The 16264-nt window shown below is 74.4% G+C and carries 12 protein-coding genes; 9 read left to right on the top strand and 3 right to left on the bottom strand.

Features of this window, described 5'->3' with window-relative positions:
• Window positions 1–2 precede the first annotated feature (2 nt).
• The 9 genes from O7546_RS29500 (at window position 3) to O7546_RS29460 (ending at window position 14000) form a co-directional block, all read left to right on the top strand.
• A complete protein-coding gene (locus O7546_RS29500) occupies window positions 3–1661 on the top strand; it encodes a GTPase (RefSeq protein ID WP_281601194.1) in 1659 nt (552 codons plus the stop codon).
• Window positions 1662–1713: 52 nt separating this feature from the next.
• Window positions 1714–2940, top strand: a complete 1227-nt coding sequence (locus O7546_RS29495) for a hypothetical protein (protein WP_281600285.1) — start codon at window positions 1714–1716, stop codon at window positions 2938–2940.
• 650 nt (window positions 2941–3590) lie between these two features.
• A complete protein-coding gene (locus O7546_RS29490; protein WP_281600284.1) occupies window positions 3591–4082 on the top strand; it encodes a hypothetical protein in 492 nt (163 codons plus the stop codon).
• 609 nt (window positions 4083–4691) lie between these two features.
• Complete coding sequence (pdhA, locus tag O7546_RS29485; RefSeq protein ID WP_013473399.1) at window positions 4692–5870, top strand: pyruvate dehydrogenase (acetyl-transferring) E1 component subunit alpha; 1179 nt, start codon at window positions 4692–4694, stop codon at window positions 5868–5870.
• Window positions 5870–6859 (top strand): alpha-ketoacid dehydrogenase subunit beta, encoded by a 990-nt coding sequence (locus tag O7546_RS29480; RefSeq protein ID WP_030269708.1) that lies wholly within the window; start codon window positions 5870–5872, stop codon window positions 6857–6859. Before pdhA ends, O7546_RS29480 begins: the two co-directional genes overlap by 1 nt.
• 5 nt (window positions 6860–6864) lie before the next feature.
• Window positions 6865–8334, top strand: coding sequence for a dihydrolipoamide acetyltransferase family protein (locus O7546_RS29475; protein WP_281601193.1), 1470 nt, complete (start codon window positions 6865–6867; stop codon window positions 8332–8334).
• Between the two features lie 225 nt (window positions 8335–8559).
• Window positions 8560–8697 carry a hypothetical protein gene (locus tag O7546_RS29470; protein WP_013283356.1) on the top strand — a complete coding sequence of 46 codons (138 nt, stop codon included), beginning with the start codon at window positions 8560–8562 and terminating at the stop codon, window positions 8695–8697.
• Window positions 8698–9045: 348 nt separating this feature from the next.
• Window positions 9046–11817, top strand: coding sequence for a hypothetical protein (locus O7546_RS29465; RefSeq protein ID WP_281600283.1), 2772 nt, complete (start codon window positions 9046–9048; stop codon window positions 11815–11817).
• A 341-nt stretch (window positions 11818–12158) separates the two neighbouring features.
• On the top strand, window positions 12159–14000 hold the full coding sequence (locus O7546_RS29460) for an NHL domain-containing thioredoxin family protein (RefSeq protein WP_194800196.1): 1842 nt from the start codon (window positions 12159–12161) through the stop codon (window positions 13998–14000).
• A gap of 9 nt (window positions 14001–14009) precedes the next feature.
• Here O7546_RS29460 and O7546_RS29455 read toward each other — a convergent pair whose 3' ends face one another.
• The 3 genes from O7546_RS29455 to O7546_RS29445 are packed head-to-tail and all read right to left on the bottom strand — an operon-like array spanning window position 14010 to window position 16223.
• Window positions 14010–14759 carry a 5-oxoprolinase subunit PxpA gene (locus O7546_RS29455; RefSeq protein WP_194800197.1) on the bottom strand — a complete coding sequence of 250 codons (750 nt, stop codon included), beginning with the start codon at window positions 14757–14759 and terminating at the stop codon, window positions 14010–14012.
• Window positions 14743–15612: a biotin-dependent carboxyltransferase family protein gene (locus O7546_RS29450; RefSeq protein ID WP_281600282.1), complete on the bottom strand. Its 870-nt coding sequence runs from the start codon at window positions 15610–15612 to the stop codon at window positions 14743–14745. Before O7546_RS29450 ends, O7546_RS29455 begins: the two co-directional genes overlap by 17 nt.
• Entirely contained in the window at window positions 15609–16223 is a 615-nt protein-coding gene (locus O7546_RS29445; RefSeq protein WP_194800199.1) for an allophanate hydrolase subunit 1, read from the bottom strand. Before O7546_RS29445 ends, O7546_RS29450 begins: the two co-directional genes overlap by 4 nt.
• Between the last annotated feature and the right edge of the window lie 41 nt (window positions 16224–16264).

Below are 16264 nucleotides of genomic sequence, written 5' to 3'. Positions count from 1 at the left end.
GGATGCGTGACGCGCTGCGCGGCGAGCAGCGGGTCGACCCGGACGTGCTGATCGAGCGTCTCCAGGCGATCCAGCGGTTCCTGGCCGCGGTGGACGGCCACGTGCCCGACGCCCAGCTCGTCGCCGCGCACACGGTGGTCGAACGCGCCGGTGACCGGCTCGCGCTCTCCGGCCGCCACACCGTGGTCGCGCTCGCCGGCGCGACCGGCAGCGGCAAGTCGAGCCTGTTCAACTCGCTGGCGCGGCTGGACCTCTCGCCGGTGGGCGTACGCCGGCCCACGACGGGAGTCGCGCACGCCTGCGTATGGGGTCCGCTCGACGGCGCGGTCCGGCTGCTCGACTGGATCGGCGTGCTGCCCCGGCACCGGTTCGTCCGGGAGAGCCCGCTGGACGCCGACGACGAGTCCGGGCTGCACGGCCTGGTCCTGCTCGACCTGCCCGACTTCGACTCGGTGCAGCACGGCCACCGGCTGGAGGTGGACCGCCTGCTCGGCCTGGTCGACCTGGTGGTCTGGGTGGTCGACCCGCAGAAGTACGCCGACCGCGTGATCCACACCAGCTACCTGCGCGAGTTCCACAGGCACAAGGACGTCACCGTCGTGGTGCTCAACCAGGCCGACCGGCTGCACCCGACCGAGCTGCCGAAGGTCCTCGACGACCTGCGCCGGCTGCTCGACGCCGACGGGCTGGGCGGGGTGCCGCTGCTGCCGACCGTCGCGGTGGACCCGAACGGGCTGGAAGGGCTGCGGACCGAGCTGGAGCGTACGGTCGCCGAACGGCAGGCCGCGCTGCGCCGGCTCTCCGGCGACGTGGACGCCGTGGTGGCCGATCTCGAACCGCTCGTGGGGCCGGAACCGCCGCGCACCCGGCCCGGTGACGCCTCGGCGCAGGAGCTGACCCGGGCCCTCGCCGGCGCGGCCGGGGTGCCGACGGTGGCGGCGGCGGTCGAGGGCGCGTACCGGCACCGGGCGGTCGGCAACACCGGCTGGCCGCTGCTGCGGAGCTGGCGCAAGCTGCGGCCGGATCCGCTGCGCCGGCTGCACCTGTCCGGGCGGGACCCGGACGCGCCGGCGGAGAGCCTGGTCGCTGCCACCTCCGTACCCGATCCGACAGCCGCGCAGCGCTCCGCCGTCACGCTGGCGATCCGCGCGGTGGCCGAGCGGTCCGCGAGCGGCCTGCCGGCGCCGTGGCCGGCCGCGGTGACCGCCGCGGCCCGCGCCCGGCAGGCCGACCTGCCGGGCGCGCTCGACCACGCGGTCGCCGCGACCGACCTGGGCATGGACCGGCGGCCCGCCTGGTGGCGGGTGGTCGGCGCGCTCCAGTGGGTGGTCACCCTCGCCGCGCTGGCCGGCCTGGTCTGGCTGCTCGTCGGGTACGCGGTGCGCCTGCTCGGCCTGCCGCCGCTGGAGCATCCGACGCTCGGCGTGGTGCCCTGGCCCACGGTCCTGCTGCTCGGCGGCCTGCTGGCCGGGCTGCTGATCGCGGCGCTGACCCGGCCGGTCATCGGGTGGGCGGCCCGGCGGGCCCGGGCGCGGGCCGAGCAACGCCTGCTCACGTCGGTGGGCAGCGTTTCCGAGAAGTACGTGCTGGACCCGGTCTGGGCGGTGCTGGCGCGCTACGGCACGGCCCGGGACGCGCTGCGCGAGGCGGGACGGCGCTGAACCCGGCGTGCTGACCGGTGTGGGGGCGGCCGGTGCGGCGTAGGGTCGATGCATGGCCACGCCACAGACCCCCTACGACGCGGTGCTGCACGCCGCGCGCGACGTGACGAGGCTCGACTCGGCCCTGGACGCGGAGATGCTCGGCGCCGCGTTGCTGGGCAGCGTCTACGCCGTCGCGGAGCACGACCGGGAGCAGGCCGTCCGCGAGTTCGTCAGCGGCTTCCTCGCCGCCACGTCCCGGCGCCGCAGTGCCGCCGCGACCACACTGCGGGCCGTCTTCGCCGCGCTGGTGCCCGACGCCGACGGCGCCGCCCGGGTCCGGCCCGGGGCGTACGCCCCGTCGTGGGCCGGCCAGCTCGGCCGGGTGCGCGTCACCGGCGCCTGGGCGTACGGCGACGTGTACGGCGACCAGACCTCCTACCTCGCCACGTTCGCGTACGACGACGAGGAGGAGGGCGGCCCGGAGCACGCCCTGGTCGCCCTCGTCGACCACAACATCGGCATCACCAAGGACGTCTTCGTCGGCGGCCCGGCCGGACGGATCGTCGAGCAGGCCCGGGAGATCTGCACCGAGGACGAGTTCACCTGGTTCCGCACCGAGGACCCGGCCCGGATGCACGCCGAGGTGAGCCGCCACCTGGCGGTCACCGACGACCTCACCGAGCTGCCCGCACAGGGCTCGCTGGCCACCGACCGGGCGCTCGTGGGCGCCCGGCTCGCCGTACTCCCGGGGAAGACCCCGCCGGCCGGTCCCGCGGTCGTGCCGCCGCCCACCGACGAGGAGCGCACCCGCCTGGTGCGTGCCTTCCTCGACTCACCCGAGGCGACCCGGTTCGGGCTGCCCGAGGTGGCCGACGGCGAGCTGGCCTCGCTGCACTTCTGCCTCGGCCTGCTGCTCGACCACGCGGCCAGCTTCCCGGATGCCGACCCGATGCGGTGGAGCCCGATGGTGGCGGAGCTGTTCCTGCTCGACTGGGTGCACCGCCGGGCCGTACTGGACATGGACGACGCGGCGATGCTGCCCCGGGTGCTACGGGCCTGGGCGGCGTACGCGGCCCGGCAGCGCGGGCTGTCGCAGTCGGCCGCCGCCCGGACGGACGAGGCGATCACCGAGATGGTCCCGGAGTTCGCCCGGCTCTACAGCACCGGCGAGCGGCGCAGCCCGGCCACCGCGGCGGTGGCCCAGCTCATGGCGGACGGGGTGGACCCGGACGACCCGGAGGCGCTGAACGCCTGGATCGAGGCGAACCGCCACCGCCTGACCGACGACCCGGCCTAGGCATTCCCGTTCGCATGATCGGCACCACGTCGGCGAGGTGGCGGCATCAGACCGCCCGGAACCACACCACCACGCCGTACTGGTGTCGATCATGCGGGTGACCGACCCGATGGCCTCGGCCCTGCCCTCGCTGATCCACACCACCTCGCCGAGGTGGCTGCATCGAGCCGGTCGGAACCACACCAGCACGGCGAAGTGGTGTCGATCATGCGACCCGCGCGCATCGGGACCACCCCGCCCGACACGCGGGGCTTCCCCCGAACCTCGTTGATCCACACCATTCCGGCGAGGTGGCCGTATCAAGCCGCTCGTGACCACACCACCACGCCGTACTGGTGTCGATCATGCCGGCGCCAGCCCCCAATCACCTCACCCCTCGTTGATCCACACCACCTCGGCGAAGTGGCTGCATCGGGCCAGGCGGGACCACACCACTACGCCGGAGTGGTGTCGATCATGAGGTGTGGGACACCGACGGGCCGGACGGAACAGAGGTGGCGGACGGCCCGGCAGGACCCGACGGATCAGCGGAACCCGACGGAGCAGCAGAACCCGACGGCTCGGCGGGACTCGACGGGTCGGCGGGACCTGACGGATCCGATGGGCTGGACGGGCCGGACGAGCCTCCCGAGGGCGTCGGCTCGGCGGTCGTGACGGACGGCTCGGGGCTCGGGCTCGGCTCGGGCGTCGGCGTGGCCGGGTCCGACGGCGAGTGCGACGGCGACGGCGAGTGTGACGGCGACGGCGAGTGTGACGGCGACGGTGAGGGCATCGGCGACGGGCGCGGCGGGCGGATCGGGGTGGGCCGGACCGGCGTGGACGGCGGCGGGGGCGCGGCGACCGGGCGGGACCGGTGCCGGGAGCCGAGGTCGCTGTCGTCGGGCAGGGCCGGCGCCGCCGGGAGCACTGGCCGCGCCGGGGGCACCGAGGTCACGCCGACGGCGGGCGTGGGCGTGGACGGCGCCGGGGCCTGGGTGCCGTGGGGCATCGGGATCACCACCGGGCCGACCGAGGGGGTCGGCAGGAACGGGGTGCTGGTGTCGGGGAGGGCGCTGTTGCCGACCGTGGCGGATCCGGTGCTGATCGCGGCGAGGATCGGCATCGACGCGGTGCCGGCGAGCAACGCCACGGTGAGCAGGTAGCCGCGGCTGGGACCGCCGGTCCCGGTGGCGCGGTGGGCGCCCACGACCCGGCGGTACGGTGAGGCGGGCAGTGCCCGGTGCCGGCCGAGGAAGGGCGTACCGGGCGGACCCTCTGGTTCGGACACCGGCACACTCCTCACGCACGGACGGACGAAGAGCACGCGCGGATATTCGGACAAATGCCGCGCAACAGCTCACCGCAAGCTTGACCCAGTGACGCTCAGTTCACCAGCCGCAACCGCGTGTCGACACACATTTTGTACGTCGGCCGCATCCACCACTGCGGACAAAGCGCTTATCCGTCGTGAACCCGATCGAACCTCACCGGCGAGGGAGGCCATACTGTGGGCCCGCTCACCTCCTCTGCAATCATTCAGACACGACGGCAACGCAGCCGCCACCTCCGCGTACCCCGCGGCTGGTGCGGAACGGTGCCGGCGCTCCCGGGCCTGGGTCTGTCCCCGACCGACTCCGGCTCACGCCGCGCGGCAACCCCTACCGGGGTCAGGCGCGGTCGCCAGGGACCGACCCGGCACCAGCCGGGCGGGCGCACGAGGTGCTCGGCTCGGGTAACCCCCGGCGCCGGCGCAGACAGACAGGGAGAGACGGATGGCAAAGGGCGACCCCGGGGCCGCCACCCGCAGCAAGCGGGCCGCACCCCGAACCAGACGCGCCGCCGCGACCGGTGAACCGGAACTCGTACAACTGCTGACCCCCGAGGGTGAGCGGATCGAGAGCGCGCTCGGCCCGGACGGGACCGAGTATCGCGTCGACTTCACCGACGAGGAGTACCGCGGGCTGTACCGCGACCTCGTGCTGGTCCGCAAGCTGGACGCCGAGGCCACCGCTCTGCAGCGCCAGGGCGAGCTGGGACTCTGGGCCAGTCTGCTGGGCCAGGAGGCCGCGCAGGTCGGCTCCGGCCGGGCGCTGCGTACGCAGGACATGGCCTTCCCGACCTACCGCGAGCACGGCGTGCTCTACTGCCGCGGCATCGACCCGATCATGCCGCTGGGCCTGTTCCGCGGCGTCGACCAGGGCGGCTGGGACCCGAACGAGTTCAAGTTCAACATGTACACGATCGTGATCGGGGCGCAGACCCTGCACGCGACCGGGTACGCAATGGGTGTCGCCATGGACGGCAAGACCGGCGGCGAGGACGGCGAGGCGGTCATCGCCTACTTCGGCGACGGCGCCACCAGCCAGGGCGACGTCAACGAGTCGTTCGTCTGGGCCAGCGTCTTCAACGCCCCGCTGGTGTTCTTCTGCCAGAACAACCAGTACGCCATCTCCGAGCCGCTGGAGCGACAGACCCGCGTGCCGCTGTACCGGCGGGCCGGCGGGTTCGGCTTCCCCGGCGTCCGGGTGGACGGCAACGACGTGCTCGCGTCGTACGCGGTGACCCGGCACGCGCTGGACAACGCGCGCAACGGCCAGGGCCCGAGCCTGATCGAGGCGTACACCTACCGGATGGGCGCGCACACCACCTCCGACGACCCGACCCGCTACCGCATCGCCAGCGAGGTCGAGGCGTGGCAGGCGAAGGACCCGATCGCCCGGATGAAGGCGTTCCTGACCAAGCAGAAGATCGCCGACGAGTCGTTCTTCACCGCTGTCGACGAGCAGGCCCGCACCGAGTCGGTGCACCTGCGCGAGCGCGTGCTCGCCATGCCCGACCCGCAGCCGGTGACCATGTTCGACCACGTCTACCCCAACGGCTCTCCCGAACTGGACGAGCAGCGGGCCCGGTTCACGCAGTACATGGAGTCCTTCGAGGGGAGCGCGCACTGATGGCCACGGAGACGCTCACCCTCGGCAAGGCACTGAACACCGGCCTGCGGCGGGCCCTGGAGAACGACCCCAAGGTCGTCATCATGGGCGAGGACGTCGGCAAGCTCGGCGGCGTGTTCCGGATCACCGACGGCCTCCAGAAGGACTTCGGCGACCAACGCGTGATCGACACCCCGCTGGCCGAGTCCGGCATCATCGGCACCGCCGTCGGCCTGGCCATCCGTGGTTTCCGGCCGGTCTGCGAGATCCAGTTCGACGGCTTCGTCTACCCCGCGTACGACCAGATCGTGTCGCAGGTGGCGAAGATGCACTACCGCTCGCAGGGCAAGGTGCGGATCCCGATGGTCATCCGCATCCCGTTCGGCGGCGGCATCGGGGCGGTCGAGCACCACTCCGAGTCGCCCGAGGCGTACTTCGCGCACACCGCCGGTCTCAAGGTGGTGAGCTGCGCGAACCCGCAGGACGCGTACGTGATGATCCAGCAGGCGATCGCGTCGGACGACCCGATCGTGTTCCTGGAGCCGAAGCGGCGCTACTGGGAGAAGGGTCCGGTGGACCTGGACGCGCCGATCGCCGACGCGTACCCGCTGCACTCGGCCCGGGTCGCGCGGCCCGGCACCGACGCGACGGTGCTGGCGTACGGCCCGATGGTCCGCACCGCGCTCGACGCGGCCACCGCCGCCGCCGAGGACGGCCGCGAGCTGGAGGTCATCGACCTGCGCACGATCTCGCCGCTGGACCTGACCGCCGCGTACGAGTCGGTACGGCGCACCGGCCGCTGCGTAGTAGTGCACGAGGCCCCGGGCAACCTGGGTCTCGGGTCGGAGATCGCGGCCCGGATCACCGAGGAGTGCTTCTACTCCCTGGAGTCTCCGGTGCTGCGGGTGACCGGCTTCGACACCCCCTACCCGGCCGCCCGGGTGGAGGAGGAGTACCTGCCCGACCTGGACCGGGTGCTCGACGCCGTCGACCGCACGTTCGGCTGGTGAGCGGCATGTCCCGGATCAAGGAGTTCAACCTTCCCGACCTGGGCGAGGGCCTGACCGAGGGCGAGATCCTCGCCTGGCTGGTCAAGGTCGGCGATGACATCGAGCTGAACCAGCCGATCGTCGAGGTGGAGACCGCCAAGGCGGCGGTCGAGATCCCGGCGAAGTGGGCCGGCCGGGTGCAGGCGATCTTCCACCCGGAGGGGTCCACGGTCGAGGTCGGCGTGCCGATCATCGCGATCGACACCGACCCGGGCGCCGGGCCGATCGAGGAGTCGACGACCGCGACCCCCGCGTCGGACCTGCCCGCACCGTCTGCCGCGTCGCTCGCCGCGGTCCAGGTCGCGCCGGCCGAGGGCATGGTCGAGCCGGGCCTGATCGGTGGTGTGGCCCCGGGTGGGCGCACCGCCGTGCTGGTCGGCTACGGCCCGCGCAACGCCCCGGCCAAGCGCCGCCCGCGCAAGGGCGACGCGCCGGCCGCGGCACCGGCTCAGGCCGCCGCCCCGGTGGCGCCCGCGCCTGTCGCTCCCGCGCCGGTGGCACCCGCTCCGGCGTCGGCGGTCAACGGCAACGGCCGGGTCACCGGTCCGGTGCTGGCCAAGCCGCCGGTCCGCAAGCTGGCGAAGGATCTCGGCATCGACCTGGCCACGCTCACCGGCTCGGGTCCGCTCGGCTCGATCACCCGTGAGGACGTGCAGCGGGCGGCGAGCGCGACCCCGGCGGCGGCCGAACCGCAGACGGTCGCGGCACCGGCCGCGTCGGCCGCGAGCTTCGGCGCGGACCGCGAGCAGCGCATCCCGGTCAAGGGGGTACGCAAGCTCACCGCGGAGAACATGGCCCGCTCGGCGTTCACCGCCCCGCACGTGACGGAGTTCCTGACCGTCGACGTGACCCGGGCGATGAAGGCGCTGGACCGGCTGCGCGAGCGGCGCGAGTGGCGGGACGTACGCGTCTCGCCGCTGCTGCTGGTCGCCAAGGCGGTGCTCCTGGCGGTCAAGCGGCACCCGATGGTCAACTCGACCTGGGCCGGTGACGAGATCGTGGTGAAGGAGTACGTCAACCTCGGCATCGCGGCGGCCACCGAGCGCGGCCTGATCGTGCCGAACATCAAGGACGCCGGGCGGCTCTCGCTGCGCGAGCTGGCGGACGCGATGACGGAACTGGTGCAGACCGCGAAGTCGGGCAAGACGTCCCCGGCGGACATGTCCGGCGGCACGCTCACCATCACCAACGTCGGCGTCTTCGGCGTCGACACCGGTACGCCGATCCTGCCCCCGGGCGAGTCGGCGATCCTCGCCTTCGGCGCCGTACGGGAGCAGCCGTGGGTGCACAAGGGCAAGGTGAAGCCGCGCCTGGTGACCACGCTCGGCCTCTCCTTCGACCACCGGATCATCGACGGTGAGCTGGGCTCGAAGTTCCTCCGCGACATCGGGGACTTCCTGGCCGACCCGGAGGCGGCGCTGCTCGCCTGGACCTGACGAACCACCGCTCCGGTCACGGCCGGTGTGCCGAGGGTGAACGCCCGGCACACCGGCCGTAACCGTTTTGGGAACGGAATCATAGGATTAAGGGGCGGGTGGACCTACGATCCGTAGGTGCGTGGTTCAGCTCACCTAATAATCGATGGCGATGGCGGGGCCCAGTGCGCTTAAATAGAGACATCAAGGGGCTGACAACCGAATAGCCAGGAGGAGAGACCCAAGATGAGCATGATCGAGCGAATCCGCACCCGCCGCGACGCCAACCGCCGCGCCCGCGCCATCGAGCACGCGCTGCGTTCCGCCAACTCGCCCGCGGTCCGCGAGGAGCTTCTCGCCATCGCCCAGCGTCACATGAGCTGACGCCACAGACCTTTCTCACCTCCTCCAGTCCGAAGACCCGCCCGACTCCGGGCGGGTCTTCGGCGTACCGGTATCGGTCGGCACCGGGATTCCACCTCGCTTCACCGCCCGGTACGGTTGGCACGGTCGCCAACCGGCTGACTCCGGACGGATACGAGACAGCGAAACCCATCGACGTCGTCCGGTGACTTTCGGTGACCGCTGATGCTCCCCCGAGCGGCCTCGGGCGACCACCGGATACGGTGCGGGGAGCCCGCACGGCCGGTACCCGCCGGCGACGCCGGTAGTCGTGCCGACGGTTCTCCCGACCGGCATCGGCGGCCGACCTGTGATGGAGGAGGCGCACCCATGACGTCCGAGGCTCCGCACCGCCCCGGCCAGGAGCCGGGCGAGGTGTCGCCGGGCACCGGCGGACCGGTGCCGTACGGCGATCAGCCGGCGCAGCAGGAAAACGGGTACAACGGCGCACCCGACCTCGGCTGGGCACCGCCCCCGCCGGCCGGTCGGCCCGCGCAGCCGGCCCCGGCCTGGGCCGCGAACGACGACCAGCCACCCGCGTGGGCCCCGCCCGCCGGGCAACCGGTGACCGGGCGGGCGACCGCCCAGGTCCCGCAGCCCGCCTGGGGCGGCAACGACCAGGGCAGCCCCGCCTGGTCCGGTTCCGGTGGCCCCGCCTGGGGCAACCAGGAGCAGCCCGGCCCTGATCGCGGCGCCGAGCAGGCGCCGCCCGCCTGGTCCGCCACGCCGCCGGGCAGCCCGGCCGAGCCGTCGCAGGCCCCCTGGGCCGCCGCCGAGCAGAACCGTCAGGGGTGGAACGCCGGCGAGCAGCAGCAGGGCTGGTCGCCCTCCGGTGACCCGGCCGCCCGCGGCACCGGTTACGTGCCCGCCCCGGCCACCGTGCCGAACGAGACCTGGGTCACGCCCGCCCCCGCGGACGACCCGAACCGCTCCGGCGGCTTCGCGCCCACCGGCGGGCAGCACGAGGACGCCTCCGGTCGCGCCGGTGGCTGGGCCGCCGCGCAGCAGCAGCAGCAGGACGACCCGAACCGCTCCGGCGGCTGGGCCCCACGCGACGAGCAGCCCGCCGCGTCCGACGACCCGAACCGCTCGGGCGGCTGGAACCCGCGGGAGAGCCAGCCTGCCTGGGCACCGGGTCAGCAGACCGGCGCCACCTGGCCGCCGGCCGACCCCCCCGCCCGGGCCGCCGCAGCGGTCTCGGTGCCCGGCGCCACCCGGCCGGACAACGCCTGGTCCACTCCGGAGCAGTCCGATCAGGACAACCGCTCGGCCGAGGACAGCGGCGGCTGGCGCGCGACCGGTGGACCCCAGCACGACGAGGGACAGCGCTCCGGTGGCTGGCCCGCCCCGCAGGCCGAGAACCGGTCCGGCGGCTGGGACGAGCCGGCCCGCACCGAGGACCCGGACCGCTCGGGCGGCTGGGCCGCCGGGCGCGCCGCGAACCCCGCCGAGGCGGCACAGCCGGGCGGTTGGGAGCCGAACCAGGGCCGGCAGTCCGGCGGCTGGGGTGACGGCGCCGCCGTACCGCAGCAGCGCGAGCCCGCGCGGCCGTCGGACGAGCAGGCGCAGCCCGCCTGGGGTGCCGCCGCGCCGGTCGAGGCCCGCGCGAGCGTGTCCGTGCCGTCGTCCGACGCGCCCGCCGGCTGGGGCGGCAACCAGGACGAGCGTCCGGCCGCACCGTCGCCCGAGCCGTGGCCGCAGGCCGAGGCGTGGGGCCGGTCCGAGGACTCCGCCCCGGCCTACCAGCCCGCGCCCGCGCCGGGCATCTCGCCCGGCAACGCGGTGCCGCTGCCGGCACAGCAGCAGCGAGTGCCGGGCGCCGCGCTGGCCGCGTCGTCGCCCGCCGACCACCCGGGCCCCGAACCCCAGGGGTACGAGCCGGAGCGCGGCGACGGCGGCTGGAACGCGTCCCGCCCGGAGGAGCCGCAGTCGCCCGCCGTTCCCGGCCCGCGTACCTCCCCGGAGGGCGGCCCGGTCTCGGCGAGCGCATCGGTGCCGGTGGCCAGCCGGGTCACCCCGCCGTCCGACCAGCCGCTGCCGACCGGCGGCCCCACGCCGCAGCCCCGCGTGTACGGGCGGCCCGCCCGCCCGGAGCCCGAGGACGCCCCCGAGCAGGACGAGTCCGGGTTCCCCGGCCAGGACGGGCCGCACGGCAACGGCTTCCCCGGCCCGCAGTCGCGATCCGAGGACGCCGACGGCCCGCACGGGTACGCCGGAGCACCCTCCTCGCCGGCCGCGCCGCCGTCGTTCCCGGTCGGTGTGCCGTCCTTCGTGGACCCGCCCGGCAACACCCGCCCGGCAAACGGCGTGCACCCGGGCGGCGAGCAGCCCGACGCCTCCCGTGACCCGTTCGGCGGCCCGCAGAGCCCGTACGGCGCTCCCGGCGGCCAGGACGCGTTCGGCGGCCCGGGTGGCCGGCCGGACCCGTTCGGCCCCGGGGGTCAGCAGGAGTCGTTCGGCAGCCCCGGCGGGCACCAGGATCCGTTCGGCAACCCGGGCGGTCAGCCCGACCCGTTCGGCGGTCCGGGTGGGCAGCAGGCGGCGTTCGGCAGCCCGGCCGGCCGGCCCGAGCCGTTCGGCGAGCCGGACCGGTTCGGCCCGTCCGCCGGGGGACGCGCCTCGGTCGCGGTGCCCGGCCAGGGCCCGGCGGGTCCGAACGCCTTCCCGCCGCCCCAGCAGGCCCCGCCGGCGTGGGCGCAGGACGGGCCCGGCACCGAGCCGGAGCAGGGCCGCTTCGACGCGTTCAAGCCGGATGCCACCGAGTCGCAGACCGAGGCGCCCCCGCCGAAGGTGCGCAACGGCCGGGTGCTCGCCGCCGTGCTGATCGCGGCGGTGCTCATCCTCGCCGTACCGCTGGGTCTGCTCACGCTGCTCGGCAAGGTCGGCGGCGACAAGTCGGCGGGCTTCGACCCGGCCGTCGGCTCCTGCGTGAAGCAGTCCGGCACGAGCGCCGTGGCCGCCGACTGCGGCGAGCCGGGCGCGTTCAGCGTGGTGTCGAAGGTGGACAACAAGGACAAGTGCGCCGATCTGTCGCAGCCCTCGGTCTCGGTCGAGGGCGGCGGGACCACCCGGATCCTCTGCCTGAAGCCCGCCGGCCAGTAACCACACGGACGCGGAGCGCCCACCCCTCGCCGGGGTGGGCGCTCCGCGCCGTATCGGTGTGCTGAACACCGGCGGCAAGGCCGTCATGCTGGCCGACCTGCGCGGCAAGATCGTCCTGCTCGACTCCTGTAAGTCCTGAAAGACGCTTGCATCTAGTCCCGCCAGGGCCCTAGCGTCCTCGGCATGTCCGGCCCGTCCCGACGAGCCGCCGCTGCGCGTGACCCCCGTAGGACCCCATCCCGCGCCTGTTCGGCCCGGTAACTAGTCCAGCTGGAGCTGGGGCCGTTTGGCGTTGCTAGGGCCTCTGACGGCGTCGTTAGCGGCGTGGCAGGCTTGGCCGCATGACCTCTGCACCACGGGTACGAGCTCCCGAGCTTCGCGGTCGCGCTTGGCTCAACACAGGCGGACGAAACCTGACATTGCGGCACCTCCGAGGTCGTTGCGTCATCCTAGATTTTTGGACGTTCTGCTGCATCAACTGCCTGCACGTGCTCGACGAGTTGCGCCCGCTCGAAGACAAGTACGGCGACGTCCTGGTCGTGATCGGCGTGCACTCGCCGAAGTTCGAGCACGAGAAGGACCCGGCGGCGCTGGCCGCGGCCGTCGAGCGGTACGGCGTGCACCACCCGGTGCTCGACGACGCCGAGATGGACATGTGGCAGCAGTACGCGGCCAAGGCGTGGCCGACGCTCGCCGTGGTCGACCCCGAGGGCTACGTGGTCGCCACCATGGCCGGCGAGGGGCACGCCGAAGGGCTGGCCCGGCTGATCGACGAGTTGATCGCCGGCCACGAGGCGAAGGGCACGCTGCACCGGGGCGAGGGCCCGTACGTGCCGCCGGCCGAGCCGGACACGGTGCTGAGGTTCCCCGGCAAGGCGCTGCCGCTCGACGGCGGGAACCTGCTGGTCAGCGACTCGGCCCGGCACTCACTGGTCGAGCTGGCCGCCGACGGCGAGACGGTGGTCCGCCGCATCGGCGCCGGTTCCCGGGGTCGTACGGACGGCCCAGCCTCCGCCGCCACGTTCGCCGAGCCGCAAGGGCTCTGCCTGCTGCCGCCGCACGTGGCCGAGGTGGCCGGTTACGACGTGGTCGTCGCGGACACGGTCAACCACCTGCTGCGCGGCGTACGGCTGTCCTCCGGCGAGGTGGTCACCGTGGCCGGCACCGGGCGGCAGTGGCGCTCGACAGTCGACGACCACGCGCACGACGCCCGTGCCGTCGACCTGTCCTCCCCCTGGGACGTGGCCTGGTACGACGACCGGGTGATCGTGGCGATGGCCGGCATCCACCAGCTCTGGTGGTTCGACCCGATGAAGCGGACCGCCGGCATGTACGCCGGGACCACTGTCGAGGCGCTGCGCGACGGCCCGCTGCCGGACGTGTGGATGGCCCAGCCGTCCGGGTTGTCGGTCTCGGCCGACGGCACCCGCCTCTGGGTGGCCGACAGCGAGACCAGCGCGATCCGGTGGGTCTCCGGCGGCGAGATGCACACCGCCGTCGGTCAGGGCCTGTTCGACTTCGGGCACGTCGACGGCCCGGCCGACCAGGCGTTGCTCCAGCACCCGCTGGGCGTGTGCGCGCTGCCCGACGGTTCGGTGCTGATCGCCGACACGTACAACGGGGCGGTGCGCCGTTTCGACCCGGAGACCGGCCAGGTGGGCACCGTGGCGGACGGGCTGGCCGAGCCGAGCGACCTGGTGCTCACCGGTGAGGGCGACGTGCTGGTGGTCGAGTCGGCCGCGCACCGGCTGACCCGGCTGGCGCCGGGCGCGCTGACCTCGGCCGGCGCGAGCACGGTGGACGGCCCCCGGCACCGGCTGGAGCGCAAGCCCACCGACGTGGCGGCCGGGGAGCTGACGCTCGACGTGATCTTCACGCCGGCGCCGGGGCAGAAGCTCGACGAGACGTACGGGCCGTCGACCCGGCTGGTGGTCTCGGCGTCCCCGCCGGAGCTGCTGGTCGAGGGCGCGGGCACGACCACCGACCTGTCCCGCAGGCTGGTGGTGAGCGGCGACGTGGCGCAGGGGGTGCTCCAGGTGACCGCCCAGGCGGCGACCTGCGACGCCGACGTGGAGCACGCGGCCTGCCACCTGACGCGGCAGGACTGGGGGGTGCCGGTCCGGGTGGTCACCGGTGGCGCGACCCGCGTGCCGCTGGTCCTGCGCGGCATGGACGAGTCCTGACCGCTCCGTTCAGGTGAACGGGGTGGGGGTCACCCCGGCGTCGATGAGCGCGGCGCGGACCAGCTCCGCACAGCGCACCGCACCGGGCGTGTCCCCGTGCAGGCAGATCGACTCGACCGGGGCGGGGATGACCGTCCCGTCCACGGCGACCAGCGTGCGCTCGACGGCCATCCGTACCGCCCGGACGGCCACCTGCTCCGGGTCGGTCACCAGCGCGTCGGGTGAGCTGCGCGGCACGAGCGTGCCGTTGGGGAGGTAGTTGCGGTCGGCGAAGCCCTCGGCCACCACCCGCAGCCCGGCGCCCGCGGCGAGCTGGGCCAGCACGGTGCCGGGCTGGCAGAGCACCGGCAGCTCGTGGTCGTACCCGCTGATCGCCGCCACCAGCGCGGCGGCCTGGCCCTCGTCGCGGGCCACTGCGTGGTAGAGCGCGCCGTGCGGCTTGAGGTAGCGGACCCTGGTGCGGTACCGGCGGCAGAACGCGTCGAGCGCCCCGAGCTGGTAGATCGTCTCGTCGCGTAGTTCGGCGAAGTCGTACGCGATGTGCCGCCGGCCGAAGCCGGCGAGGTCCCGGTAGCCGACCTGAGCGCCCACCGCGACGCCGCGTTCGGCGGCGCCGGCGCAGACCCGGTGCATGGTGGTCGCGTCACCGGCGTGGAAGCCGCAGGCGACGTTCGCGGAGCTGATCAGGTCGAGCAGCGCGTGGTCGTCGCCGAGCCGCCAGCTTCCGAATCCCTCGCCCAGGTCAGCGTTGAGGTCCATGGAACGTCACCGTAGTGCCTGGCCGGGCCTGGGCGAGCGCTGTCACGTCGTCCACCACCCCGATGACCGGGTACCCGCCGGTGGTGGGGTGGTCGGCCAGGAAGACCAGCGGCCGGCCGTCCGGCGGCACCTGCACCGCGCCGAGCACCAGACCCTCGCTGGGCAGTTCGCCGGCGACCGCGCGGGTCAGCGTCGCGCCGGCCAGCCGTGCGCCGACCCGGTTGCTGTCCGGGCTCACCGTGTACGCGGCGCGGCACAGCAGATCGAGCGCCTCGGGGGTGAACCAGTCCTGCCGGGGGCCGGGGCGCACGCTCAGCCGTAGCTCGTCCGGGACCGGCCCGGTGACGGGGACGTCGACGGGTGCGGGTGGGCCGGCCGGGGTGCCGAGGGGCAGCCGGTCCCCGTCGCGCAGCGGCGGCGGGCCGAGGCCGGAGAGCGTGTCGGTGGCGCGGCTGCCGAGCACCGGCTCGACAGCGATCCCGCCGCTGACCGCCAGCCAGGTCCGTACCCCGGCGCGGGCCGGTCCGACGTGCAGCACCGCCCCGGCGGGCAGCGCCTGCGGCCGTCCCACGTCCCCCGGGCGGCGCTGCGCGGCCCCGGCCGGCCACTCGACGACCACGTCGGCCGGGGCGCCGGTGAGGGCGACAGCCACGGCCCGGGTGACGCGCAGCGCGCAGCCGGTCATGGTGATCTCCAGCCCGGCGGCGTCCTCGTCGTTGCCGACGAGCCGGTTGGCCAGGCGCAGGGCGGCCGGGTCGAGCGCGCCGGAGCGGGGTACGCCGAGGTGCGCCCACCCGGGCCGCCCCTGGTCCTGAACGGTGGTGAGCGCCCCGGCACGCAGCACCTCGATCACGGCGCGTCGACCAGCCGGACGCGGCTGCCGGGGGTGAGCCGGGCGGGCGGGTCGGCGTGCACGTCGAACAGCGGCAGGTCGGTGCGGCCGACGAGCAGCCAGCCGCCGGGTGACGCGGCGGGGTAGATGCCCGCGTACGGGCCGGCGAGCGCGACCGAGCCGGCCGGCACCCGGGTACGTGGCGTGGCGAGCCGGGGCACCGCCAGCTCGGGCGGCAGCCCGGTCAGGTAAGCGAACCCCGGTGCGAACCCGCAGAACGCGACCCGGAACTCGGTACGCCGCAGCCGGTCCACGACCGCGGGCACGTCCACCTGCCAGTGGTCGGCGACAAGCGGGAGGTCCTCACCGTCGTACACGACTGGCACCCGGACCTCGGTGGTGGCCGCGCCGCAGGCGGCGGTCCGGGGGTGCCAGGCAGCGATCCGCGCGGCTGCCGCCTGCGGGTCCGGTACGCCGTCGAGCAGCACGGTGACCGCGCCGGGGACGATCTCGGTGGCGGTCAGCTCGCCCGCCTCGCGCCGGCGCCACAGTTCGGCCCGCCACGCCTGTGCCTGCTCCGCGTCGTCGCAGTCGAGGAGCAGGGCGTACGCCCCGACCGGCCGGATCAGCATCCGGTCATCCTCCCGCCGGGTGAGGTGACGGTCCACACTAC

It is taken from the genome of Micromonospora sp. WMMA1976 (genome assembly GCF_027497335.1).
GTDB classification, from domain to species: Bacteria; Actinomycetota; Actinomycetes; order Mycobacteriales; family Micromonosporaceae; genus Micromonospora; species Micromonospora aurantiaca.
The sequence above is the reverse complement of the archived record's forward strand: the minus strand, read 5'-3'. Positions and strand labels throughout refer to the sequence as shown.